Annotated in this window: 25 protein-coding genes and 1 pseudogene; 11 read left to right on the top strand and 15 right to left on the bottom strand. The window is 61.6% G+C overall.

Features of this window, described 5'->3' with window-relative positions; translation table 11 throughout:
- Positions 1–4: 4 nt before the first annotated feature.
- The 7 genes and pseudogenes from BLU37_RS14160 to BLU37_RS14135 all read right to left on the bottom strand — a co-directional run bounded on the left by BLU37_RS14160 (position 5) and on the right by BLU37_RS14135 (position 5,617).
- Entirely contained in the window at positions 5–655 is a 651-nt protein-coding gene (locus BLU37_RS14160) for a hypothetical protein (RefSeq protein ID WP_090205785.1), read from the bottom strand.
- A gap of 80 nt (positions 656–735) precedes the next feature.
- A pseudogene (locus BLU37_RS29015) lies at positions 736–837 on the bottom strand (SAM-dependent methyltransferase); the annotation flags it as partial.
- A 20-nt stretch (positions 838–857) separates the two neighbouring features.
- Positions 858–1,394, bottom strand: coding sequence for a C40 family peptidase (locus BLU37_RS14155; RefSeq protein WP_010448009.1), 537 nt, complete (start codon positions 1,392–1,394; stop codon positions 858–860).
- A gap of 233 nt (positions 1,395–1,627) precedes the next feature.
- Entirely contained in the window at positions 1,628–2,263 is a 636-nt protein-coding gene (locus BLU37_RS14150) for a C40 family peptidase (RefSeq protein ID WP_026007407.1), read from the bottom strand.
- A gap of 232 nt (positions 2,264–2,495) precedes the next feature.
- Positions 2,496–3,200: a DnaA regulatory inactivator Hda gene (gene hda / locus BLU37_RS14145; RefSeq protein ID WP_010448006.1), complete on the bottom strand. Its 705-nt coding sequence runs from the start codon at positions 3,198–3,200 to the stop codon at positions 2,496–2,498.
- A gap of 250 nt (positions 3,201–3,450) precedes the next feature.
- Positions 3,451–4,524 carry an AI-2E family transporter gene (locus BLU37_RS14140; RefSeq protein ID WP_010448004.1) on the bottom strand — a complete coding sequence of 358 codons (1,074 nt, stop codon included), beginning with the start codon at positions 4,522–4,524 and terminating at the stop codon, positions 3,451–3,453.
- A 40-nt stretch (positions 4,525–4,564) separates the two neighbouring features.
- Positions 4,565–5,617, bottom strand: coding sequence for a DUF2066 domain-containing protein (locus BLU37_RS14135; protein WP_090205782.1), 1,053 nt, complete (start codon positions 5,615–5,617; stop codon positions 4,565–4,567).
- Between the two features lie 372 nt (positions 5,618–5,989).
- On the opposite strand from BLU37_RS14135, the gene purM reads away from it, so the two are divergent.
- Genes purM through BLU37_RS14120 form a run of 3 tightly spaced genes read left to right on the top strand, consistent with a single transcriptional unit; the run spans position 5,990 to position 8,432 of the window.
- The gene (gene purM / locus BLU37_RS14130; protein ID WP_090205780.1) at positions 5,990–7,048 is read left to right on the top strand and encodes a phosphoribosylformylglycinamidine cyclo-ligase; all 1,059 of its coding nucleotides are present in this window, start codon (positions 5,990–5,992) and stop codon (positions 7,046–7,048) included.
- The gene (gene purN / locus BLU37_RS14125) at positions 7,048–7,710 is read left to right on the top strand and encodes a phosphoribosylglycinamide formyltransferase (RefSeq protein ID WP_090205777.1); all 663 of its coding nucleotides are present in this window, start codon (positions 7,048–7,050) and stop codon (positions 7,708–7,710) included. The genes purM and purN overlap by 1 nt, the downstream gene beginning before the upstream one ends.
- A gap of 8 nt (positions 7,711–7,718) precedes the next feature.
- On the top strand, positions 7,719–8,432 hold the full coding sequence (locus BLU37_RS14120; protein WP_010447997.1) for a DUF3108 domain-containing protein: 714 nt from the start codon (positions 7,719–7,721) through the stop codon (positions 8,430–8,432).
- A 57-nt stretch (positions 8,433–8,489) separates the two neighbouring features.
- Here BLU37_RS14120 and BLU37_RS14115 read toward each other — a convergent pair whose 3' ends face one another.
- Together BLU37_RS14115 and BLU37_RS14110 are read right to left on the bottom strand one after the other, a co-directional pair.
- Positions 8,490–9,260: a hypothetical protein gene (locus BLU37_RS14115; RefSeq protein WP_050978713.1), complete on the bottom strand. Its 771-nt coding sequence runs from the start codon at positions 9,258–9,260 to the stop codon at positions 8,490–8,492.
- A gap of 130 nt (positions 9,261–9,390) precedes the next feature.
- Positions 9,391–9,837 carry a hypothetical protein gene (locus tag BLU37_RS14110; RefSeq protein ID WP_010447993.1) on the bottom strand — a complete coding sequence of 149 codons (447 nt, stop codon included), beginning with the start codon at positions 9,835–9,837 and terminating at the stop codon, positions 9,391–9,393.
- Positions 9,838–10,466: 629 nt separating this feature from the next.
- Here BLU37_RS14110 and BLU37_RS14105 point away from each other — a divergent pair.
- Entirely contained in the window at positions 10,467–10,655 is a 189-nt protein-coding gene (locus BLU37_RS14105; protein WP_010447991.1) for a hypothetical protein, read from the top strand.
- 100 nt (positions 10,656–10,755) lie between these two features.
- Here BLU37_RS14105 and BLU37_RS14100 read toward each other — a convergent pair whose 3' ends face one another.
- The 5 genes from BLU37_RS14100 to cysM all read right to left on the bottom strand — a co-directional run bounded on the left by BLU37_RS14100 (position 10,756) and on the right by cysM (position 16,917).
- The gene (locus BLU37_RS14100; RefSeq protein ID WP_010447990.1) at positions 10,756–11,301 is read right to left on the bottom strand and encodes a DUF2058 domain-containing protein; all 546 of its coding nucleotides are present in this window, start codon (positions 11,299–11,301) and stop codon (positions 10,756–10,758) included.
- A gap of 26 nt (positions 11,302–11,327) precedes the next feature.
- On the bottom strand, positions 11,328–12,161 hold the full coding sequence (mazG, locus tag BLU37_RS14095) for a nucleoside triphosphate pyrophosphohydrolase (RefSeq protein ID WP_090205774.1): 834 nt from the start codon (positions 12,159–12,161) through the stop codon (positions 11,328–11,330).
- A gap of 140 nt (positions 12,162–12,301) precedes the next feature.
- On the bottom strand, positions 12,302–14,542 hold the full coding sequence (gene relA / locus BLU37_RS14090; protein WP_010447986.1) for a GTP diphosphokinase: 2,241 nt from the start codon (positions 14,540–14,542) through the stop codon (positions 12,302–12,304).
- Between the two features lie 102 nt (positions 14,543–14,644).
- Positions 14,645–16,015, bottom strand: coding sequence for a 23S rRNA (uracil(1939)-C(5))-methyltransferase RlmD (gene rlmD, locus BLU37_RS14085; protein ID WP_090205772.1), 1,371 nt, complete (start codon positions 16,013–16,015; stop codon positions 14,645–14,647).
- Positions 16,015–16,917: a cysteine synthase CysM gene (gene cysM, locus BLU37_RS14080; RefSeq protein WP_019360688.1), complete on the bottom strand. Its 903-nt coding sequence runs from the start codon at positions 16,915–16,917 to the stop codon at positions 16,015–16,017. Before cysM ends, rlmD begins: the two co-directional genes overlap by 1 nt.
- Positions 16,918–17,196: 279 nt before the next feature.
- Between cysM and BLU37_RS14075 the strand changes: the two genes are divergently transcribed.
- The 4 genes from BLU37_RS14075 to BLU37_RS14060 all read left to right on the top strand — a co-directional run bounded on the left by BLU37_RS14075 (position 17,197) and on the right by BLU37_RS14060 (position 21,944).
- Positions 17,197–19,950: a response regulator gene (locus BLU37_RS14075; RefSeq protein ID WP_090205769.1), complete on the top strand. Its 2,754-nt coding sequence runs from the start codon at positions 17,197–17,199 to the stop codon at positions 19,948–19,950.
- A 67-nt stretch (positions 19,951–20,017) separates the two neighbouring features.
- Positions 20,018–21,007, top strand: a complete 990-nt coding sequence (locus BLU37_RS14070; protein ID WP_090205766.1) for a 2-hydroxyacid dehydrogenase — start codon at positions 20,018–20,020, stop codon at positions 21,005–21,007.
- Positions 21,008–21,105: 98 nt separating this feature from the next.
- The gene (locus BLU37_RS14065; RefSeq protein ID WP_010447976.1) at positions 21,106–21,543 is read left to right on the top strand and encodes a hypothetical protein; all 438 of its coding nucleotides are present in this window, start codon (positions 21,106–21,108) and stop codon (positions 21,541–21,543) included.
- The gene (locus BLU37_RS14060) at positions 21,540–21,944 is read left to right on the top strand and encodes an META domain-containing protein (RefSeq protein ID WP_090205762.1); all 405 of its coding nucleotides are present in this window, start codon (positions 21,540–21,542) and stop codon (positions 21,942–21,944) included. The genes BLU37_RS14065 and BLU37_RS14060 overlap by 4 nt, the downstream gene beginning before the upstream one ends.
- Before the next feature lie 60 nt (positions 21,945–22,004).
- On the opposite strand, the gene BLU37_RS14055 is transcribed toward BLU37_RS14060, so the two are convergent.
- Complete coding sequence (locus BLU37_RS14055; RefSeq protein WP_010447973.1) at positions 22,005–22,466, bottom strand: TlpA disulfide reductase family protein; 462 nt, start codon at positions 22,464–22,466, stop codon at positions 22,005–22,007.
- 113 nt (positions 22,467–22,579) lie between these two features.
- Between BLU37_RS14055 and arsC the strand changes: the two genes are divergently transcribed.
- Genes arsC through BLU37_RS14040 form a run of 3 tightly spaced genes read left to right on the top strand, consistent with a single transcriptional unit; the run spans position 22,580 to position 23,953 of the window.
- Entirely contained in the window at positions 22,580–22,933 is a 354-nt protein-coding gene (gene arsC / locus BLU37_RS14050; RefSeq protein WP_010447970.1) for an arsenate reductase (glutaredoxin), read from the top strand.
- Positions 22,930–23,535, top strand: coding sequence for an NAD(P)H:quinone oxidoreductase (gene wrbA / locus BLU37_RS14045; protein WP_010447968.1), 606 nt, complete (start codon positions 22,930–22,932; stop codon positions 23,533–23,535). The genes arsC and wrbA overlap by 4 nt, the downstream gene beginning before the upstream one ends.
- Positions 23,528–23,953: a DUF2069 domain-containing protein gene (locus BLU37_RS14040; RefSeq protein WP_010447966.1), complete on the top strand. Its 426-nt coding sequence runs from the start codon at positions 23,528–23,530 to the stop codon at positions 23,951–23,953. Before wrbA ends, BLU37_RS14040 begins: the two co-directional genes overlap by 8 nt.
- Positions 23,954–23,963: the final 10 nt, after the last annotated feature.

Raw genomic sequence — 23,963 nt, 5'->3', positions numbered from 1 at the left:
GAGATCAGACCACCTCGTGGATGCCTCCCGTCCTGATCCCCTTGTTCCACAACTGGCTGGTCAGCCAGCCGTCCTTCGCGCCTTTTGATCGCGGGTCCGCCGCCACCGCCCCCAGGTCGATGATGCCGCCGAAGTTGGTCTTGTCGAGGAAATAGGTAGCACCCAGCATGCGGGGGCCCTTCTGGTCTTCGTTCACGTAATCGATGGCGCTGTTCATGTACTGGTGGGCGGCATTTTTCAGCGAGTTCGAGTTATTCATCAGCTCGTTGAGCTGATCCATGTCGTCCTGACTGAGGGCGCCGTGGGTATTGAGAACCCGCAACAGGCCGTCAGCATCCACGGTAAAACCGAAGGCCTTGCCTGCCAGGTTCTCGTCCAGCGAACTCTTGAAGTCATTGAACACCGATCGCAGCCCGACGGTGGCGGTACTCAATTGTCCCTGCGCCCGCAAGAATGCCTCGGAGTGGTTGTTGAGCTGAGCCAACTGCTCATCGATATTGGCCTTGATCCGCGCCTGGGTCTCGGCCTCTTCCGCAGCCGTGGGCGGCACACGGACCAGCGCGACGGACTCGCGCGGTACATCAGTGGCGGCAAGAGGCCTGGCAGCCAACGGCGCCATTGCGATAGGCGAACTGCCCGGGATACCGATAGCCATACGCCACATCCATGTCGTCAGGTGATACTCCTTGTAACGGCAGCGATACAAACAACTTGAACGACCGGTCTGGCGCCATTGGGCAACGCCTGGGTGTCGTCCCGCAGGCGCTTGAGCAATGGTGTCTCGCACAGGGAAACGCCCAGCAGGTAGCCGTAGAGCTTGAGGGTGCGAGCGGTCATGACCAGCTCGCGATATCAGACTAGGGATTGCGTGCCAGGTGCTCGGTCGGCAGTACGCGCTTGGCGTTCAGGTAGGCGCGCTGCCAGTAGGCCTTGGACAGGCTGTCCAGCTTGACCGTACCGCCGGTGGCCGGGGCATGGACGAACCGGCCTTCGCCGACGTAGATGCCGGCATGGCTGACCTGGGAACCACCATTGGTGGCGAAGAAGATCAGGTCGCCGGTCTGCAAGGCATCCTGCGGCACGTTCGGTGCACGCATCACGATCATTTCACGAGTGGAGCGCGGCAGGTTGATACCGGCCATGTCGCGATACACGTAGCCGATCAGACCGCTGCAATCAAAACCGGAATCCGGTGTGTTGCCACCCCAGCGATACGGCGTGCCGACCAGGCCCAATGCGCGAAACAACACGTCTTCAGCTTCTGGCGAGGTCGGTTGCGGTGAGGCGAACACCACGGGACGAGCCACCGGCGCCGGAGGGGGCGGCGGACGGCTGGCACAGGCACCGAGCAATGCGGTGAGGGCAACAAGGGCGATGCGGGCCGAGATCGACATATGCAGAAATCCTGACTGAATGCGGCTTGCTCTGCCGTGGCGTGGAGAAACCAAAACCGCGCAAGCAAGGCTTGCACGGTCAGGCACTCAACAATAAGTCAGGATTCTAGCGGTTACGCGCCAAACTTCAAGTATCACTTTAACTTCGGACGTTTTTTGTACAATTCTGCTATCCGTGAAGCTTAGCAGTTCGCACATCAGCCATGATTGCTGGCACTTAAACGTCCGAATCTTTACTTGTTGCTGGCTGTGACCGTGGTAGGAGCCATCGCCAGGGCGCGCTTGGCTTCAATGAAGGTCTTGCTCCAGTAGCTGTCACCCAGGCTGTCGACCCGCACACCGCCACTACGACGGCTGCTGGAGTGGATGAACTGGTCATCGCCCAGGTAAATGCCGGCGTGGCTGACACGACCGCGGCGACCGTTGGTAGCGAAGAACAGCAGATCACCCGGCTTGAGCTTGTTACGGGCAACCAGTGGCGCTTTCAGATTGATCATCTCACGCGTCGAACGAGGCAGGTCCAGACCTGCTTCCTCACGGAACAGATAACCGATGAAACCGCTGCAATCAAAACCGGAATTCTCATTGGTACCGCCGAAACGGTAACGGGTACCGATCAGGGACATACCACGCTCAAGAATGCTGTCGGCCAGCACGGGCAACTGGTAAGGCTTGCTGTCGGAGAACTCGGCGAGTTCTTTTTCGGTGGCCAGCTCATCGTCCAGTACGGTCGAAGATTTGACACCAGAAACCGAAGTGGTTTTGACCGAATTATCTACCTGCTGTTGCGAAACCGGCGTATGTGCCGCGCAACCAAAAAGCAAGGTAACGAGTGCGAGAGGCACGAGGGGTGCGAAGCGATTTAGCATGGGCACGACCGTGGCTGAGTTTTTTAGAAGACGCGACTATGCCCTCTATCATCCTCATTTGCAAATTTTATGAGGCAAAATGTGACCCGGCTGTATCTTGAAAACATCTAACGCCTTAATACCCGAACGTCTCGCACGCGCCTGAAAACTGCCTTCAGCGTAGGTTTCGTGACGTCTGGAATTTGGCGAAAATCCCCTGCTGCCCTCGATAAGAGGGGGCTTTGCCGGTGTTTTACCAGCCCAGGGTTTCCTTCAGGAAGGGGATGGTCAGCTTGCGCTGCGCCTGCAAGGAGGCCTGATCAAGACGTTCGAGCAATTCGAACAATGCGCTCATGCTGCGAGTGCCACGAGTCAGGATGAAATGTCCTACTTCATCGGTCAGATGCAACCCACGTCTTGAAGCACGCAGTTGCAAAGCACGCAGTTTGTCTTCATCGGAAAGCGGGCGCATCTGGAAAATCAACGCCAGGGTCAGCCGCGACTTGAGATCAGCCAGTTTCACCGGCAACTCACGGGGTGAGGTAGAGGCGGCAATCAACAAACGCCGACCGCTATCGCGCAAGCGATTGAACAGATGGAACAGCGCTTCTTCCCAATCAGCACGGCCAGCCACCACCTGCAGGTCGTCGAGACAGACCAGTTCGTACTGCTCGAGGTTATCCAGCAGTTCGACGCCACGATCCATCAACTCGGCCAGCGGCAGGTAGACCGCCGTTTCGCCCAACTGCTCGAAACGCAGGCACGCCGCCTGCAGCAGGTGGGTACGCCCCACGCCGTGCTTGCCCCAGAGATAGATCAGGCTTTCGGTCCATCCGGCGTCGGCTTCGCATAGCCGCTCGACATAGCCGAGTGCAGCGGCATTGGCGCCTGGATAGTAGTTGATGAAGGTAGCGTCATCCCGTAGACGCACACCTAGGGGCAGCTGAATCGGTTTCATGCTGACTGAACAGTTCCCGGGAACCGTTAGTGGCCTCTGTATAAAGTGTGCAAAGTTTATACCCGTGACGCCGGGCGCACAATGCAGCAGACCATAAGCAAAATCAAAGGTTTGCGTTAATCAAAGCAAAGCTTCGGGAAAACTCGCGCACCATCGTCGGGAGCAGGCTTGCTGGCGACAGTGTCCGCAAGCCCGGCATCGACCTTGCGGACAGTCTTGTCAGGATAGACCGAGTCGGCGAACGACTGAATTACAACTCAGGATCCTCACGCCCCTCATACATATCCGATTCCTTGTACAGATCATGAACATGCCGCACCAGCACCATGATCACCGCAGCCACCGGCAACGCCAGCAGCACACCGGTAAAACCGAACAGCTCGCCACCGGCCAGGATCGCGAAAATCACCGCAACCGGATGCAGACCGATACGGTCCCCCACCAGCAGGGGCGTCAGCACCATCCCTTCCAGGGCCTGGCCGACCATGAAGACCACAACGATGCCGATCATCGGATACAGCTCGCCGCCAAACTGGAACAATCCAGCCGTGATCGCCGCGCCAATCCCGATCACGAAGCCCATGTAAGGCACGATGGCCGCCAAGCCCGCCAACAGGCCGATCAACAGCCCCAGCTCCAATCCGACCAGCATCAGGCCGCCAGCATAGATCACACCGAGCGCCAGCATCACCAGCAACTGTCCGCGCACGAAAGCTCCCAGCACGCCGTGACACTCATCGGCCAATGCGACAATGCGCCCTTCCTGTTGGCGCGGCAGCAGGCTGCGGATCTTCGCCATCATCAGGTCCCAGTCCCGCAACAGGTAGAAGCTGACCACCGGGATCAACACCAGGTTGGCCAGCCAGCCCATCAACGCCAGGCCCGAGGCGGTAGCCTGGGACAGGACCACACCGACGATATCGGTGGTCTGGCCCATATGCTCGCTGATAGCCGCCTTGACCTTGTCGAACTTCCAGAAGCCGTCCGCCAGGCCGAACTTGTGCTGCGCCCAAGGCATCGCGGTGTGCTGCACCCAGTCGAGCACCTGCGGCGCCAACTCATAGAGCCGCACCAGTTGCTTGGCGAGCATCGGCACCAGCACCAGCAGCAAGGTCATCAGAATCAGGGTAAACAGGGCAAAGACCGTGACCACGCCCCAGGTCCGCGACAGACCGAATTTTTCCAGGCGGTCGACCAACGGGTCGAACAGGTAGGCCAACAGAATACCCACCAGGAAAGGCGACAAGATCGGGTGTAACAAGTACACCAGCAAACACAGCAGAAACGCCGCACCCAGCCAAACCCATCGACGAACGTCGGTCATGGACGATTCCCGCCTTATATATAGAAAGAAAAAAGTTGAGTTACCAACGGAAGCGCAACTGCGGGGTTGCAGCTGGAGCCGTCGCTGGCGTTACAGCCGGCGCCGTATTGGCCGCCGCCGGAGCCGGTGCGGGCGCCGCATCCGGCGCAACCTCCTGCAACTTTGCCAGCCCCAACTGTGCCCGCAACTGCTGCGCGCTACCACTGACCTGATAGACGATGCGATCGCCATCCACACTCAATGGCCGGCCACCGAACGGCTCAAGCAACCGCTCCAGCGCCGCATAGCGCTCAAGGGTCATGCCCTGCACTTCCAGCAACTGCTCCGTGGCGACGCCGGGCTTGACGGCGAAACGCGGCGCCAGGCGCTCGCTCACCGCCAGCAGCACGGCATCGGCCAGCGCTGCCGTATCAGCACCCTGTACCGTGCCCTGCTCTTTCTGATCCCCCAGCCACAGGCGCCACTTGGCTTCCCACTGGGCGCCGTTCTGACGGGCATGCACCGCCAGCAGGGCATCGGCGCCGTAACGCTCGGACGCCGCCTGCAACGGCGAGGCATCGGAGCCCTCAAGATTCTTCGCGGTGGCGACAATCTGCTCTTCGAGGTCAGCCAACGGCAGACGCAATGGCAGGCCGCGATGCTGCGCTGCGCGACGCAACGGCTGCGCCGCCGGCTGACCATCGCCGACCAGGCTCGATCCTTCGGTGGAATCGTTCAGCCACCAGCCGAGAATCGCTGGCCGATTGCTGCCCCATAGCGACAATCCGGCGCCACGCAAAGCACGTTCGGTCGCGACGGGATCGAAATCCACCTGCAGGCTTTCCGGCGGTCCGGCGTCATAGCCATATTGACTGATGATCTGCTGCGGATCCTTGCGCACCTCGGCCAACCCTGCACTCTGCAAGGCCTTGGGGTCGCCGGTCAGACGCAACACCAGAGTCTCCAGCGCGCGCTGGGTGGCCTGGTTGCGCTCATCGGGGGACTGGCTGCTGACCGGTTCGCGCACCTGATACAGACCGTTGAGGGTTTCGGCATGGATCGCCAGGCTCAATAACGACAGGCAACCGGCACTCAGTAATTTGAACAAACGCATGGAAAATTCCCGACAGGCAGAAACGGCTTGAAAGACCGCATGAATACAAAGGGACAGGCGTGTGACCACAGCGCAGTGCCATTATTCATACCATCACGAAAGTTTTTCCGCTGTCATAAAGATAGCGGCTGATGAGGCTATACCTTATACAGCCGCGCCCGATGCAGCCAGCGTCGCCATCGAGGGATTTTTTCGCGGATATCGCCCTGCCCGTCGGCCCGAGGATGGCCGCTGCTGCTCAAGCCTGATAAAATCGCGCGCCTTCGCAGACCGGCAATGGCCGGACAACTGAAAAGCCGACTTGCGTTCGTCTTTGCGGTAGTCCCGTCTTCCCCGGTCGATACCCAAGAATCCCCCCTATAGGCCTGGATCATGAGCAAGCAACCCTCCCTGAGCTACAAGGACGCCGGTGTAGACATCGACGCCGGTGAAGCATTGGTCGAACGCATCAAAGGCGTGGCCAAGCGCACTGCGCGTCCGGAAGTCATGGGCGGCCTGGGCGGTTTCGGCGCCCTCTGCGAGATCCCGGCCGGTTACAAGCAGCCGGTTCTGGTCTCCGGCACCGACGGCGTCGGCACCAAGCTGCGCCTGGCACTGAACCTGAACAAACACGACAGCATCGGCATCGACCTGGTGGCCATGTGCGTGAACGACCTGGTGGTCTGCGGCGCCGAGCCACTGTTCTTCCTCGACTACTACGCCACCGGCAAGCTCAATGTCGACACCGCCGCCCAGGTGGTCACCGGCATCGGTACCGGCTGCGAATTGTCCGGCTGCTCCCTGGTCGGCGGCGAAACCGCTGAAATGCCAGGCATGTACGAAGGCGAAGACTACGACCTGGCCGGTTTCTGCGTCGGCGTGGTGGAAAAATCGGAAATCATCGATGGTTCGAAAGTAGCCACCGGCGACGCACTGATCGCCCTGCCTTCTTCCGGCCCGCACTCCAACGGCTACTCGCTGATCCGCAAAATCATCGAAGTCTCCGGTGCCGATATCGAGAACACCCAGCTCGACGGCAAGCCGCTGAGCGACCTGCTGATGGCGCCGACCCGCATCTACGTCAAGCCGCTGCTCAAGCTGATCAAGGACACCGGCGCGGTCAAGGCCATGGCCCACATCACCGGTGGCGGCCTGCTGGACAATATCCCGCGCGTTCTGCCGGCAGGCGCCCAGGCAGTCGTCGACGTGGCCAGCTGGCAGCGCCCAGCGGTTTTCGACTGGCTGCAGGAAAAAGGCAACGTCGACGAAACCGAAATGCACCGCGTGCTGAACTGCGGCGTCGGCATGGTCATCTGCGTGGCCCAGGAACACGTTGAAAGCGCCCTGAAAGTCCTCCGTGAAGCCGGCGAACAGCCATGGGTCATCGGCCAGATCGCCGTGGCCGCCGAAGGCGCTGCCCAGGTCGAGCTGAAAAACCTCAAGGCTCACTGATGTCCGAGCCGATAAGCCCGACCTGCAGCGTCGTGGTGTTGCTGTCGGGCTCCGGCAGCAACTTGCAGGCCCTGATCGATGACGTACGGACCGGGGACAACCCGGCCCATATCGCTGCGGTGATCTCCAACCGCACCGACGCCTATGGCCTGCAACGTGCCAGGGACGCGGGTATCGAAACCCGCACCCTGGATCACAAGGCCTTCGAAGGCCGTGAAGCCTTCGATGCCGCCCTGATCGAACTGATCGACGCCTTCAATCCGCAACTGGTGGTTCTGGCCGGCTTCATGCGCATTCTCAGCGCGGAATTCGTCCGGCACTATCAGGGACGCCTGCTCAATATCCACCCTTCGCTATTGCCCAAGTACAAGGGCCTGCACACTCACCAGCGGGCTCTGGACGCCGGCGATAGCGAGCACGGCTGCAGCGTACACTTCGTCACCGAGGAACTCGATGGCGGATCTCTGGTCGTACAGGCTGTGGTTACGGTAGAGTCTGGTGATTCGGCGCAGAGTCTGGCGCAACGGGTTCATACCCAGGAACACAGGATTTACCCCCTGGCGGTACGCTGGTTCGCCGAAGGACGCTTGTCCCTTGGCGAACAGGGTGCCTTGCTGGACGGCCAATTACTCGCGGCCAGCGGCCATTCGATTCGAACCTAGGAGATTTTATGCGTCGCGCTTTGCTCTTCGCTCTTACCCTGCTCGCCCTGCCCATGGTGCAGGCAGCGGATCTTCAGCCGTTCTCCGCCAGCTACACCGCAGACTGGAAACAGCTGCCCATGAGCGGTTCGGCCGAACGCAGCCTGACGAAAAACGCCAACGGCACCTGGACCCTGAGCTTCAAGGCCTCCATGATGATCGCCAGCCTGACCGAGGAAAGCACCCTGCGCCTCGAGAAGGACAAGCTGCAGCCACAGACCTATACCTTCGAGCGTGGCGGACTGGGCAAGGCCAAGAAAATCAACCTGGACTTCGACTGGGCGAACAACAAGGTCACCGGATTCGAAGGCAAGGACTCGGTCAACCTGCCCCTGGAAAGCGGCATGCTGGACAAGTCCACCTATCAGTTGGCCCTGCAGCGTGACGTGGCGGCCGGCAAGAAAAGCATGAGCTACCGGGTTGCCGAAGGCACCGATACCGACACCTACGACTTTCGCGTAATCGGCCCGGAAAAGGTCCAGACCAAGGCCGGTACGATCGACGCAATCAAGGTCGAGCGCGTGCGTGATCCGACGCAGAGCAAACGCATCACGCAGATGTGGTTCGCCAAGGACTGGGGTTACATCCTGGTCGCCCTGCGCCAGGTCGAGACCGACGGCAAGGAGTACAACATCATGCTCCAGGACGGCACCGTCGACGGCAAGGCGGTCAAGGGCAACTGAGCCGCCGCAACGCCATGAACAAGCCCCGCCTTATGCGGGGCTTTTCGTTTGCGGGATTCAGACCGCAGGGCCTGAACGGCTCTCGTCGAATGTCCCGCTGTCCAGCGCAAGAACCTTGTCCAGTATCTCTTGCGGGCTGCCCTGGCCTTCGACGGTGTGGGTCTTGTAGTTGAAATCGAGGGCGATCCAGGCCTGCAGCTTGGCTTCATAGCTGTTCGGGTACTGAGCCTGTTCGATCGCCGGCAGGTCCTTGTAGTGATCGAGCGCCGAGGTGAAGAACTTGCTCAGTTTGCCCGTGTCGTTGTACTCGGCCATTGCACCGGCCACGGCTTTCTGGCGCCAGGCATATTCCTGGTCGGAAGACTCGCTCCAGGCCGCGCGCCGCTCGTTGGCGGTAAAATTGCCACTGTCATCGTAGATGATCAGGGAAAGCTGATCCTGCGACATACCGGCAAAGGGATTGCGACCACTGCCATTGACGAACTGCGTGGCATTACGCGCCCGCGCCAGCAAATCGGGATCATCGGTGGCGGGCACTTCGGCATCGTTGGCCGCCTTGTTGGCGAAATAGCCATCACCGCTGATCTGGCTGAGCAGTTCGGTGGCCTTGGCCCCCAACTCCTTTCTGCTCAGGCTGGCATCCCTGGCTGCGGCACTGGCAGCACTCTCGCTCAGTTGCCGAGAGAGTGGGGAAAGAAGACTGGTATCCTTCTGCCCGGCGCTTGCGGGAGCTGCCGCCGAGCCGGCCTTGACCGAATCGCCCGGTACGGACGGAGCACTGACGAGCTGGGCGCCGGACAGTGAATTGGAATTGATAGAACCTACCAAGATAAAACCCTCCCTGTTAGTGGCCACCCTTGAAACCTTGGCCTATCAAACGTTATCGGCCCCGCTTCAAGAAACTTGACCGCACACGACGGGCGGCAAGACAGCGGAGCCCGCAGGCTCCGCCACCAGCTTACTTCATGGTGAATTCGACCGACCAGGCATAGGTCGAGATATTGGTCGACGTCACTTTAGCCGTACACACCGCGCCACCGCTCGGAGTCGCGGTGTTGTTCCATTTAGGCGTGGTCGAGCCCAATGGACCCGCCATCGCGACATAGGTGGCCAGGAAGGTGCAGGTCTTGCTGCCAATGGTGTAGCGCAGGTTGGCGTAGTTGGCGAGCGGGCTGATGTTGCTCTGGACGACGTACGTGTCCGCCCCGCCAGCCTTGACCGTGGTCACCGGCTTTGGCACCGCATTGACGCTGGTAGTGGCTTCATTGCTGGTGATGATCGTATAGGTGGCATCGGCGGTACCGAGGTTCTTGAAATTCACGGACACCGGCGGCCCGGCGAATGCCGATCCGGCAGTCAAGGTAGCCAGGGCAACTACCGAAAATACCGATTTGAACAGCTTCATGCTTCTACTCCTGTGTGGGTTGGATTCCCTGTCCACGCTCTTTCCGACGCCCCGGGAAAATCGACCCCGGTATGGCCCAAGCCGACGGCAGAACATCGAAAGACATGGAAAACACAGGCCCCGCTCACGACACAGACAGCAACTGTCGTCTCGCCGAGCGATAGCTATGAACGGTGCAGGTGGCAGCTCGATGCTGCCGGGTGAATGCAGGCGTTGACTGTGGCTTCCATGCCGAACGGTTTTTCTCCATCGATCCGGCCGCCTGGCCGGAAATGTCGCGAAACTTCAGGGCACCCCAATATTCCTGGGGCGCAGGTATTTAGCACAAAAAGTTGTAAAAATGGAAGCTCAAATAACCGCCGGGACGGTTTGCCTTTACCTGATGAATCTCCGTCATCGAATGCGATTTCGCTGCTCTAGCCCGCGTCTCCCGCTGACAGAACATGAAACTTTTGTCAGGAAACCACTGACTTGAAACGTAAAAGCCAGTAAATCCGGGCCTCGGCAGATTAATGCAGATTCTGTAAAGGTTAATTTCATTTCCCAACAATTTACGTAGGAAGCTAATGAGTCATATAACAGAGGCCTGCGACGCGTTGCCGCAGTTCAACAGAGACTGGAGCTTGCAGATGACTGTAAAAGTGACCGAACGCGATGATGCACACATGTCCCATGAAGGCCTGGCCGCCGGCATCCGGATCTGGGATGTCCATCAACAGGACCTGCTGGTAGGCATGTTTCACAACGAGGCCGACGCTCAACAATACAAGAGCGAACTGGAAAACCTCGAAATGAAGCGCCAGCCACAACACTCCTGAAGCCCTCGTTCAAACGCTGGCGCCGGCCCACGCAGCCGGTGCCGCCAAAAACACAAACCCCGCCTTTCGAGCGGGGTTTGTTGTTATCACCAGACCAGAGTTACCACATCAGATCGTCAGGGATCTGGTAGGCCGCGTACGGATCGTCCTCATCCGGCACTTGGGTCTCGCTCAGGACATTGAGCTGGACGATGCGCTCCGGGGCACGCTCCTGGATTTTCAGCGCCGCCTCGCGTGGGATCACCTCGTACCCACCACCGTGATGAACGATCGCCAACGAGCCATTGCTGAGCTTGTTGCGCATCAGGTTGTTCACCGACAGGCGCTTGACCTTCTTGTCGTCGACGAAGTTGTAATAGTCCTCGGTGGTCAGCTTGGGCAGGCGCGAACTCTCGATCAGTTGCTTGACCTGGGCTGTTCGAGCCTTGGCTTCGGCCTTTTCCTGCTGCTGACGGTTCAGTTCCTGGTCGCGCTTGACCTTCTCGGCCTGCGCTTCCTGGGCCAGGCGCACCTGGGTGTCGTCAACCTCGGCCTGGCCCTTGTGGACCAGCCGCTGGTGTTTCTGTTTATCCTTGCTGACCTGCTTGGCCTGCTTTTGATTGACCAGACCTGCCTTGAGCAACTGGTCGCGAAGGGAAAGGCTCATGATGCTTACTCACTTGGGTCAACGACTCAGCCGCAGCTGGGTGCATTCTGTTCCTGGCGCTTGGCTTCGCCCCACAAGGCGTCCAATTCTTCAAGGGTGCAATCTTCCATGGGACGGTGGGTATTGCGCAATGCCTGTTCGACAAATCGGAAGCGCCGGTCGAATTTACCATTGGCGCCCCGCAGGGCATTTTCCGGGTCGATCTTGAGATGGCGAGCCAGGTTGACCACGCTGAACAGCAGGTCGCCGATCTCGTCGGCCATGGCCGCCGGGTCGTTGTCCGCCATGGCTTCAAGCACTTCGTCGAGCTCTTCGCGGATCTTGTCCACCACCGGTAACGCCGCCGGCCAGTCGAAACCGACCTGGGCTGCGCGCTTCTGCAGTTTTGCCGCACGGGACAGCGCCGGCAACGCGGCAGGCACGTCATCGAGCAGCGATAGCTGCTCAGGCGCGCGGTGATTCTCGGCGCGCTCCTCGGCCTTGATCTCTTCCCAGCGCTGCTTGACCTGCTCTTCACTCAGGCGTGGCTGATCCATCGACGCATAGAGATCGCCGGTAGGGAAAACATGCGGGTGGCGCCGAATCAGCTTGCGGGTGATGCCATCAACCACGCCATCGAACTCGAAGCGCCCCTCTTCCCGGGCCAGTTGGCTGTAATAGACCACCTGGAACAGCAGGTCGCCCAATTCACCCTGCAGGTGCTCGAAGTCCTCGCGCTCGATGGCGTCGGCGACCTCGTAGGCCTCCTCAAGGGTGTGAGGCACGATGGTGGCGTAGCTTTGCTTGATGTCCCAGGGGCAACCATATTGCGGATCGCGCAACCGGGCCATCAGGTGCAACAGGTCTTGAAGGCTGTACATCGAGGGTTCTCGGGTTGTTGGACGAGACAGTGAGTTGCAGGAGCGGGCTGGCCCGCGAAGCCTTTAGCGACTTCACGGACCTCTTCACGGGCAAGCCCGCTCCTGCAAGGGTCCTGTTTCACATACAGGCCATCTGCCAATCAGGTCGTTCGGTTGCGGCGGGTTTCGATGATGTTCGGTAACTGGGAAATCCGTCCCAGCAACCGCCCCAGCGCGTCCAGTCCCGGGATCTCGATGGTCAGGGACATCAACGCGGTGTTGTCCTCCTTGTTCGAGCGGGTATTGACCGCCAGCACGTTGATCCGCTCGTTGAGCAGTACCTGGGACACGTCACGCAGCAGGCCGGAACGGTCGTAGGCGCGGATAATGATATCCACCGGGTAGGTCGAGACCGGCACCGGGCCCCAACTGACCTGGATGATCCGCTCCGGCTCGCGTCCACTCAGTTGCAGCACCGAGGCACAGTCCTGACGGTGAATACTCACTCCACGGCCCTGGGTGATGTAACCGACGATGGCGTCCCCAGGCAGCGGCTGGCAGCAGCCGGCCATCTGGGTCATCAGGTTGCCGACGCCCTGGATCTGGATGTCCCCACGCTTGCCTGGCTTGTAGCCGGCGGACTTGCGCGGAATCAGCTCCAACTGCTCGTTGCCACGCTCGGGCTCGACCAGTTGCTGTGCGGTGTTGACCAGTTGTGCCAGGCGCAGGTCGCCGGCACCGAGGGCCGCAAACATGTCCTCGGAGGTCTTCATGTTGGCCTTGTCGGCCAGCTTGTCGAAGTCCACCTGCGGCAGGTCCAGACGCGTCAACTCGCGCTCGAGCAGGGTCCTGCCGGCCGCGACGTTCTGGTCACGGGCCTGCAGCTTGAACCAGTGGACGATCTTCGCCCGCGCCCGCGAGGTGGTCACGTAGCCCAGGTTCGAGTTCAGCCAGTCACGGCTCGGCGTACCGTGCTTGCTGGTGATGATCTCCACCTGCTCGCCAGTCTGCAGGCTGTAATTGAGCGGCACGATACGCCCGTTGATCTTCGCACCACGGCAGTTGTGACCGATCTCGGTGTGTACCCGATAGGCGAAATCGAGCGGCGTGGCGCCCTTGGGCAGATCGATCGCATGCCCGTCCGGCGTGAACACGTAGACCCGGTCCGGCTCGATATCGACCCGCAGTTGATCCGCCAGGCCACCGATATCCCCCAGTTCCTCGTGCCATTCGAGCACTTGGCGCAACCAGGAGATTTTCTCTTCGTAGTGATTGGAACCGGACTTGACGTCGGTGCCCTTGTATTTCCAGTGCGCACAGACCCCGAGTTCAGCCTCCTCGTGCATGGCGTGGGTGCGGATCTGTACTTCCAGCACCTTGCCTTCCGGCCCGATCACCGCGGTGTGCAACGAGCGGTAGCCGTTTTCCTTGGGGTTGGCGATGTAGTCGTCGAACTCCTTGGGAATATGCCGCCACAGGGTGTGGACGATCCCCAGCGCGGTGTAGCAGTCGCGCATTTCCGGCACCAGCACACGCACGGCACGCACGTCGTAGATCTGGCTGAATTCCAGGCCCTTGCGCTGCATTTTGCGCCAGATCGAGTAGATGTGCTTGGCCCGGCCGCTGATATCGGCCTTGACCCCGGTGGCCAGCAGTTCGTTCTCCAGCTGGCACATCACTTCGCTGATGAAACGCTCGCGATCCAGCCGCCGCTCATGCAACAGCTTGGCGATCTGCTTGTACTGATCGGGCTCCAGGTAGCGGAAGGACAGGTCCTCCAGCTCCCACTTGATGTGACCGATGCCAAGGCGATGGGCCAGCGGCGCGTAAATGTCGAACACCTCGCGAGCCACGCGGTTGCGCTTCTCCTCGTCGGCGTTCTTCACCGCACGGATCGCGCAGGTACGCTCGGCCAGCTTGATCAACGCGACACGTACATCGTCGACCATCGCCACGAGCATCTTGCGCAGGTTTTCCACCTGCACCTGCGACCCCATCACCTGGGACTGGCGCGGGCTGAGACTGGCACTGATCGCCGCCATGCGCTGCACGCCGTCGATCAGCTTGGCCACCACCGGGCCGAATTTCTGGCTGACCGCCTGCAGTTGGACCTGCCCCTGGCGCACGCCACGGTACAACACGGCGGCGACCAGGGAATCCTGGTCGAGCTTGAGGTCGGCGAGGATATCGGCGATCTCGAGCCCGGTACTGAAACTTCCCCCTTCCGGCCACGTGTCACGGGTCGGCAGGGTCTGTTGTTCGGCCAGCAGTGCGTATTCGCAGGCTTGCTTCAATGCTTCACGGTCCAGCGCCGGATCGACGCTCACCGTGTGGTCGAGCCATGCCTCGAGATTGATACTGCCGTCGGTGTTGATCGGCTGGTGCGCTCTCACCTGTACCATCTTGCTTACCTTCCCTACGACGCAGATTCAATGCGTCAGAATCGCTGGCCGTCTATCGTCCCCTGCACTCCGGCAAGGCTGGTCGGAATACGGGGCGGCCAGTCAGACTAGACGAGCATCCTGGCTCGCTTCAAATAACGCCATGGCCTCGACATGCGCGGTTTGCGGAAACATATCGAGGATCCCGGCACGTTTTAACCGGTAGCCCTGCTTGATCAATTCGACCGTGTCACGCGCCAGAGTCGCGGGGTTGCATGACACGTACACCAGACGCCTGGCACCCAATCCGGCCAGCTTGCCGACCATATCGAAAGCACCATCACGTGGTGGGTCCAAGAGTACAGCAGAAAAGCCTGCTTTGGCCCAACCGGCATCGTTCAGTGGCTGGGATAAATCGGCCTGAAAAAAGCTCGCGTTATGCAGATTGTTCTCGGCGGCATTCGCGGCAGCCCGCTCGACCATGGTCTGCACGCCTTCCACCGCGACCACCTCGCGTACCTGGCGAGCCAGTGGCAAGGCGAAATTGCCCAGGCCGCAAAACAGATCAAGCACCCGCTCATCGGCGGCAGGCTGGAGCCAATCCAGGGCCTGGGCCACCATCGCCTCGTTGACCCCGGCATTGACTTGGACGAAGTCACCTGGCCGATAGGCCAGTTCAAGGTTCCACTGTTCCAGCTGATAGCCCAGCGACTGCGTGGCATCCACCGGCTGTGGACCGTCTTCACCCTGGAGCCAGAGCTGCGCGCCATGCTGCTCGCAGAAGCTGCGCAGGATCTGCAGGTCATCTGCCGACAACGGGGCCATATGACGCAGCAAGACGGCCACGGCCGAGCCGCTGAACAACTCGACATGCCCCAGCGACTGGGGTTTGCCCAGACGCCGGAGCATCGCCGGCAAACCGTTCATGATCGGTTGCAGGGACGGGACCAGCACCGGGCAGTCATCGATGCCGACGATGTCCTGACTGGCCGCCGCACGAAAGCCGACCTCCAGCGTCTTTGCCTTGGCGTCCCAACGCACCGCCACCCGAGCCCGTCGACGATAGCCAAACTCGGGACCGGTCAGGGGCGCCGCCCACTCTTCGGGCTCGACACCACCAACCCGCGACAATTGCTCGGCGAGCATGCGCTGCTTCAACGCGAGTTGATCGGTGTGAGGCATATGCTGGATGCTGCAACCCCCGCAGCGCCCGGCATGGGCACAAGGCGCCGGGCGGCGCAGGTCGCTGGCGAGCAGCACCCGTTCGCTACGGGCCTCGACCACCTTGCCATGGGCACCCAGTACGCGCGCATCGACTTCCTCACCGGCCAGGGCGCCAGCGACGAACCAGGTACGACCTTCGCTGAAGGCGATCCCGCGACCGTCGTTGGACAGGCGCTCGATGGTCAGACGCTGCTTCTTGCCCACCGGCACTTGTGGTGCCCGGCTGCCGCCACTGGGCTGAAAGCGCAGGCCTTTATGCTGTCTGGCCATCAGTTGGGAGAGTCGTAGATGCCGGTCGACAGGTAGCGGTCGCCACGATCACAGATGATCGCGACCATTACCGCATTCTCGACCTCACGCGACAGGCGCAACATCGCTGCCACCGCGCCACCGGAGGACACACCACAGAAAACGCCTTCCTCACGAGCCAGGCGGCGCATCACGTCTTCCGCCTCCTCCTGGCCCATGTCGACGATGCGGTCGACCCGCTCGGACTGGAAAATCCTTGGCAGGTATTCATGGGGCCAGCGGCGGATACCCGGGATGGTCGCGCCTTCCATCGGTTGCAGACCAACGATCTGCACATCGGGATTCTGCTCCTTCAGATAGCGTGATACGCCCATGATGGTCCCGGTGGTGCCCATGGAACTGACGAAATGGGTAACGGTGCCCTGGGTCTGTCGCCAGATTTCCGGACCGGTACTGGTGTAATGCGCCTCGGGGTTGTCGCCGTTGGCAAACTGGTCGAGGACCTTGCCGCGGCCTTCGGCCTGCATCCGCTCGGCCAGGTCACGAGCCCCCTCCATGCCCTCCTCGCGGCTGACCAGAATCAGTTCGGCACCATAGGCGGTCATCGCCGCCTTGCGCTCGGCAGTGGAGTTGTCGGGCATGATCAGGACCATCTTGTAACCCTTGATCGCCGCAGCCATGGCCAGGGCGATCCCGGTGTTGCCCGAGGTCGCTTCGATCAGCGTGTCGCCGGCCTGGATCTGCCCACGCAATTCGGCGCGGGTGATCATCGACAGTGCCGGGCGGTCCTTCACAGAGCCCGCAGGGTTGTTCCCTTCAAGCTTGAGCAGCAGGGTGTTGCTGGTCGCTCCAGGCAAGCGTTGCAGGCGAACCAGAGGCGTGTTGCCGATGCAATCGGCGATCGTGGGGTACTGCAAGGTCATGGCGTATTCACAATCCAGACTGCGGGGGGCGCCTATCATACCGGCAAACGTCTGCGGCCCATATCACGCAAAGTGCGGTGCTTATGGCTTATCGCTATAAGCGACCGACAGAGCCCGATTGCCCGGGACCTGTCCGGGTCGCTGGCAACGCCACCAACTTTGCGAGATTTCCCCCACCTCATATGGCTAAACTGCGCAGGTGGAGCGAGCGCAGGAAGCGCACGCCAGGAATAGAAGATCGCCGTGTCTGCCAAACGCCGTATCTGATGGAGAGTATGCGTGCTTAAAAACCTGGGCATCAAAGGCCGTGTCCTACTGCTCACCCTGCTGCCAACCACGCTGATGGCCCTGGTGCTGGGCGGGTATTTCACCTGGTTGCAGCAATCGGAACTGCAAAGCCAGTTACTGCAGCGTGGGGAAATGATCGCCGAGCAATTAGCACCGCTGGTGGCCCCGGCGCTGAGTCGCAATGACAGCGATCAACTGGAACGCGTCGCCACCCAGGCCCTGGAGCAGACCGACGTACGCGCCGTATCGTTCCTCGGCGCCAACCGCGAGCAACTGGCCCATGCCGGCCCCAGCATGCTCAACCAGCCGCCCACCGGCAACAGCAGCCACATGCTGCAACGCAGCGGCAACGACGCGACACGCTACCTGCTGCCGGTGTTCGGTCGGCACCGCAATATGGCCGGCGAGCCGGTCCCTGACGAGGCCGACCGGCTGCTCGGCTGGGTCGAACTGGAACTGTCCCACAACGGCATGCTGCTACGCGGCTACCGCAGCCTGTTCGCCAGCCTGCTGCTGATCGCCACCGGTCTGCTCGGTACCGCGCTGCTGGCGCTGCGCATGAGCCGCACCATCAACACCCCGATCAGCAAGATCAAGCAGGCCGTGGCCCAGCTCAAGGACGGTAACCTGGAAACCCGCCTGCCGCCGCTCGGCAGCCAGGAACTGGATCAGTTGGCCTCGGGCATCAACCGTATGGCCGAAACCCTGCAGAATGCCCAGGAAGAGCTGCAGCACAGTATCGACCAGGCCACCGAAGACGTCCGCCAGAACCTGGAAACCATCGAGATCCAGAACATCGAGCTGGACCTGGCGCGCAAGGAAGCCCTGGAAGCCAGCCGGATCAAATCCGAATTCCTCGCCAACATGAACCACGAGATCCGCACGCCGCTCAATGGCATCCTCGGTTTCACCCATCTGCTGCAGAAAAGCGAACTGACCCCGCGCCAGCTGGATTACCTGGGCACCATCGAAAAATCCGCCGACAGCCTGCTGGGCATCATCAACGAGATCCTCGACTTCTCGAAGATCGAGGCCGGCAAGCTGGTGCTCGACAGCATTCCGTTCAACCTGCGTGACCTGCTGCAGGACACCCTGACCATCCTCGCCCCGGCGGCCCACGCCAAGCAGTTGGAACTGGTCAGCCTGGTCTATCGCGACACCCCGCTGTCGCTGATCGGCGATCCGTTGCGGCTCAAGCAGATCCTCACCAACCTGGTGAGCAACGCGATCAAGTTCACCCGCGAAGGCACCATCGTCGCGCGGGCCATGCTCGAGGAAGAGCATGAAGACAGTGTGCAACTGCGCATCAGCGTGCAGGACACCGGTATCGGCCTGTCGAGCCAGGATGTACGGGCGCTGTTCCAGGCCTTCAGCCAGGCCGACAACTCGTTGTCCCGGCAACCGGGCGGCACCGGCCTGGGCCTGGTGATTTCCAAACGCCTGATCGAGCAGATGGGTGGCGAGATCGGCGTCGACAGCACGCCGGGCGAAGGCTCCGAATTCTGGATCAGCCTGAGCCTGCCCAAGACCCGCGATGACATCGAGGACTTGCCCGCCGCGCCGCTGCTCGGTCGGCGCGTCGCCGTGCTGGAAAACCACGAACTGGCACGTCAGGCCCTGCAGCACCAACTGGAAGACTGCGGCCTCGAGGTGATTCCGTTCAACAGCCTGCCCGGGCTGGCCAACGGCGTGACCGGCGCCCACCAGACCGAACAGGCCATCGACCTGGCGGTACTCGGTGTCACCGCCCAGGACATGCCGCCGGAGCGCCTGAACCAGCATATCTGGGACCTCGAACACCTCGGCTGCCGGGTGTTGGTGCTGTGCCCGACCACCGAACAGACGCTGTTCCATCTTTCGGTGCCCAACCCGCACAACCAGCTCCAGGCCAAGCCGGCCTGCACGCGCAAGCTACGGCGGGCGCTGTCGGACCTGATCGCCCCGCGTCCGGTCCGACAGGAGCCCAGCGAACCCCTGGGCAGCAGGGCCCCACGGGTACTCTGCGTGGACGACAACCCGGCCAACCTGCTGCTGGTCCAGACCCTGCTCGAAGACATGGGCGCCGATGTCATGGCGTTGGACAGCGGCTACGCGGCGATCGAAGCGGTGCAGCAGACCAATTTCGACCTGATACTGATGGATGTGCAGATGCCTGGCATGGATGGCCGCCAGGCCACCGAAGCGATTCGCCAGTGGGAAAACGAACGGCAAAGCGCCGCGCTGCCCATCGTCGCCCTGACCGCCCACGCCATGGCCAACGAAAAGCGTGCCCTGCTGCAAAGCGGTATGGACGACTACCTGACCAAACCCATCAGCGAACGCCAATTGGCTCAGGTGGTACTGAAATGGACCGGCCTGGCACTGCGCAACCAGAGCCAGGAGCGCGGCGCCGAGACCAGCAACACCACCACCGAGCTGCTGGTACTCGACCCGGAAGAAGGCCTGCGCCTGGCCGCCGGCAAGGCCGACCTGGCTGCCGACATGCTGGCAATGCTGCTGGCCTCGCTCGACGCCGATCGTGAGGCGATCCGCTCGGCGCGCGAAGCCCATGACAACAATGGCCTGATCGAACGAGTCCACCGCCTGCACGGCGCCACCCGTTACTGTGGCGTTCCGCAATTGCGCGCGGCCTGCCAGCGCAGCGAGACGCTGCTCAAGCAGGACGACGCCAACGCCCACCAGGCCCTTGACCAGTTGGACATGGCGATTGCCCGCCTTGCCATCGAAGCCCGGGTCAGCGCCTGATCCACGACAATACCCGCCCAGGAGACCGGCGCTAAGCTGCCGGTCAGTCTCACACGGAAGACCTCACATGCGTGGCATACTCTTCAGCAGCCAGACCTACGACCGCGACAGTTTCCTCGCCATCACCCCGCACGCCGACCTCGAACTGCACTTCCAGCCCGCTCGCCTGAGCCTGGATACCGCCGCCCTGGCCGAGCAACACGAGGTGGTCTGTGCCTTCATCAATGATGACCTGAGCGCCCCGGTACTGGAACAACTGGCCGCCGGCGGCACGCGCCTGATCGCCCTGCGCTCGGCCGGTTACAACCACGTCGACCTGAACGCCGCCCGGCGCCTGGGACTGAGCGCGGTGCGCGTACCCGCCTATTCGCCGCATGCCGTAGCCGAACACGCGGTAGCCCTGATCCAGGCCCTCAACCGCCGCCTGCACCGCGCCTACAACCGCACCCGCGAGGGCGATTTCAGCCTGCACGGGCTGACCGGATTCGACCTGTTCGGCAAGACCGTCGGCGTGGTCGGCACCGGGCAGATCGGTGCGACCTTCGCCCGGATCATGGCCGGTTTCGGCTGCCAGTTGCTTGCCTACGATCCCTACCCCAATCCAGAGGTGCTGGCTCTCGGCGCGCGCTATCTGGAACTGCCGGAACTGCTCGCCCAAGCGAGGATCATCAGCCTGCATTGCCCACTGAACAGCGATACACGCCACCTGATCAACCGCGACACGCTGGCCCACTTGCAGCCTGGCGCCATGCTGATCAATACCGGACGCGGCGGCCTGGTCGATACCCCGGCACTGATCGATGCACTCAAGGACGGCCAGCTCGGTTACCTCGGGCTGGATGTGTATGAGGAAGAAGCGCAACTGTTTTTCGAGGACCGCTCCGACCTGCCGTTGCAGGATGACGTCCTGGCGCGACTGCTGACCTTTCCCAACGTGATCGTCACTGCGCACCAGGCGTTCCTGACTCAAGAGGCTCTGGCGGCGATCGCCACGACGACCCTGGACAACATCACCGCCTGGCGAGCCGGTCGGCCGCAGAACCTGGTGGAAGGCTGATCGGACGCAAAAGCCCGACCAACCGGATCGAAGGTTACATGCGGCAGCTATCGATCAGTCCTCTGCGTGCTAGCATATCGGCCATATTTGGAGGATCCATGGTCGAACACGATTTCCGCTACAACCTGATGAACCCGCAACACACCCTGACCGAATGCCGCGCCCTGGTGCCGGGTCGCTACCAGGTCACCGGCAACGGTGGCTCGATCCGCATCGACGACGTGCTGCTGGTCACCCTCAAGGGCAGCAAGGACCTGTCCATGCGCCTGACCGTCGAGACCGTACGTCATCTGATCAACCCACCGGGCCAGTGGACCGCCATGGCCCGCGGGCCGGTATTTGGCGAACTGGCGATTCACCAGTGGCAGGTCAACTGCGACAGCTGCGCCAAGCAACTGGACTTCGAATTCGCCGTGGATGCCAAGCTCGGTACTCCGGCCCAGAAACCCGCTGCCACGGCGCGTATTGCCGAACTGGGCTGGACCACACAGGGCGAGAAACATCTCTGCCCGAAATGCCAGGAGGCAGCAGCATGAAAAAAGCGGTGATTCTGGGAATGCTGGCCATCAGCCTGCTGGGCTGTGCTGGCGACCGTGTGCAACTGCAGCAGGATCACAGCTATGTGCTGGAGTGGATCGGCGAGCGTCCTTTAATCGACAACAGCCACCTGACCGTCACCCTGGGTCATGACGGCCGGGCGTATGGCAATGGCGGTTGCAACCACTGGTTCGCGCCCTACACCCTGGACGGCGACACCCTCAGCTTCGGCAAGGTCGGCAGTACCCGCAAGCTCTGCGCCCCGGCGCTGATGGAGCAGGAGAAACGCTTCCTGCAGGCACTGGAAAACGTCCAGCGCTGGGATATCTCTGCGGTCGAGCAGGTACGTTTCTGGCCGGCAGAGGGTCAACCGCTGCGCTTGTGGTCGGAAGAAGGCTGACGGTGACAGCGGCCCACGGCGCCTTCCCCCAAGGTGCCGTGAGCCTGCTCAACGCAACACTCAGCCCTTGAGGGCCTTGAGTTTCGCCAGCACACCGGCTGCGGTCTGCTCGCCCATCAGTTGCTCGCGGACCTTGCCCTTGTCGTCGATGATGTAGGTCACCGGCAACGCCTCGCTACGCGGCAGCTCGAACAGCTCCGCAGGGTCCTGCGCCAGCACCGTGAACCTGATCCCCAGCGCCTCGGCGGCCTTGGCCAGATCATCGCCCTGCAAACCGTCGAAATTGACCCCGAACACCCCCACCGACTGCTCCTTGAGCTGTTCGGACAACGCGTTGAGTTCGGGAATCTCGGTGCGGCACGGACCACACCACTCCGCCCAGTAGTTGACCACTTTCCAGTGCTTGTCCAGTCGCTCGGCCGCCACCTTCTGCCCGTGCTGGTCAACCCCATAATCGTTGCCGCAACCGCTGAGCAGCAGCGCGCCCATCATCGCCAGTAAGGCTGCCAATCGCCTTGCCATGTGCTATCCCCCATCAAATGAGTCATCGACTGCGACCATTTACCTCGTACGGTTCAGGAGCGCTCGCCAGACGGGTAGAATACCCGCCACCTTACGCAAGATGCGACCCGCATATGACCGACCTGACGCTTTATCACAATCCGCGCTGCTCGAAATCCCGTGCTGCGCTGGAACTGCTCGAAGCCCGTGGCCTTGCCCCGACCGTGGTGCGTTATCTGGATACCCCGCTCGACGCGGTTCAATTACGCACCCTGCTGAACAAGCTCGAGATCGGCGCCCGGCAACTGCTGCGCAGTGGTGAAGACGAATATCAGAGCCTGAACCTGGCCGACAGCCAACTCAGCGAAGAGCAACTGATCGATGCCATCGCCGCTCACCCGAAACTCATGGAACGACCGATTCTGGTAGCCGGTGACAAGGCGATCATCGGTCGTCCGCCGGAAAAAATCCTGGAGATCCTGCCGTGAGCGAACCGTACGTTCTGGTGTTGTTCTACAGCCGCAACGGTTCCACTCGCGAAATGGCCCGGCAGATTGCCCGGGGCGTCGAGCAGGCCGGCCTGGAGGCACGCCTGCGCACCGTTCCGGCGATCTCCAGCGAGTGCGAAGCCGTCGCGCCGGCCATCCCCGAAGAAGGTGCGCTGTATGCCAGCCTCGACGACCTGAAGCACTGCTCGGCCCTGGCCCTGGGCAGTCCGACCCGTTTCGGCAACATGGCGGCGCCACTGAAGTATTTTATCGATGGCACCAGCAACCTGTGGCTGACCGGCGCCCTGGTCGGCAAGCCGGGTGCGGTGTTCACCTCGACGTCCAGCCTGCATGGCGGTCAGGAAAGCACCCTGCTGTCGATGCTGCTGCCGCTGCTGCACCACGGCATGCTGGTCACCGGCCTGCCCTACAGCGAATCGGCGCTGCTCGACACCCGTGGCGGCGGCACGCCCTACGGCGCCAGCCACCACACCGGCAGCGATGGCAAACGCCCGCTGGACGAACATGAAATCGCCCTGTGCCGCGCCCTCGGCCAGCGCCTGGCGAGCACCGCACTGCAATTGGAGAAAGGCCGTGGCTAGGAAGCCCAAGGTGCTGCCCAGTCAGGAGTGGCTGGAGCCGCGCGTCACCTTCAGCCGCTGGCTGGCCCTGGCGTGCTTTTTCGGCCTGATCGGCCTGCTTTGCGCGTACTACCTGATATTCGCCGACCTGCACGGGGCCCGCCCCTGGGTGATCCTGCTGATCGAACTGGTGCCCCTGCTGCCGTTGGTGCCCGGGATGCTGAAGGGGAGCCCGCGCGGTCACTCGTTCACCTGCTATGTGGTGAACCTGTACTTCATCAAGGGCGCATTGGCAGCCTTCGACCCGAATCGGCAGGTGTTCGGTGTACTAGAGATAGCCGCGAGCCTGGCGGTGTTCTGCAGCGCAATGCTCTATGTGCGCTGGCGTCATCAGTTGAATCGGCGCCTGGCCGGTGAAGGCCAGGCGCAAACCGCCTGAGCGTCGAGAA

The organism is Pseudomonas asplenii (assembly GCF_900105475.1).
GTDB classification, from domain to species: Bacteria; Pseudomonadota; Gammaproteobacteria; order Pseudomonadales; family Pseudomonadaceae; genus Aquipseudomonas; species Aquipseudomonas asplenii.
Note: the sequence above shows the minus strand (reverse complement) of the source record. Positions and strands in the feature narration are given on the sequence as shown.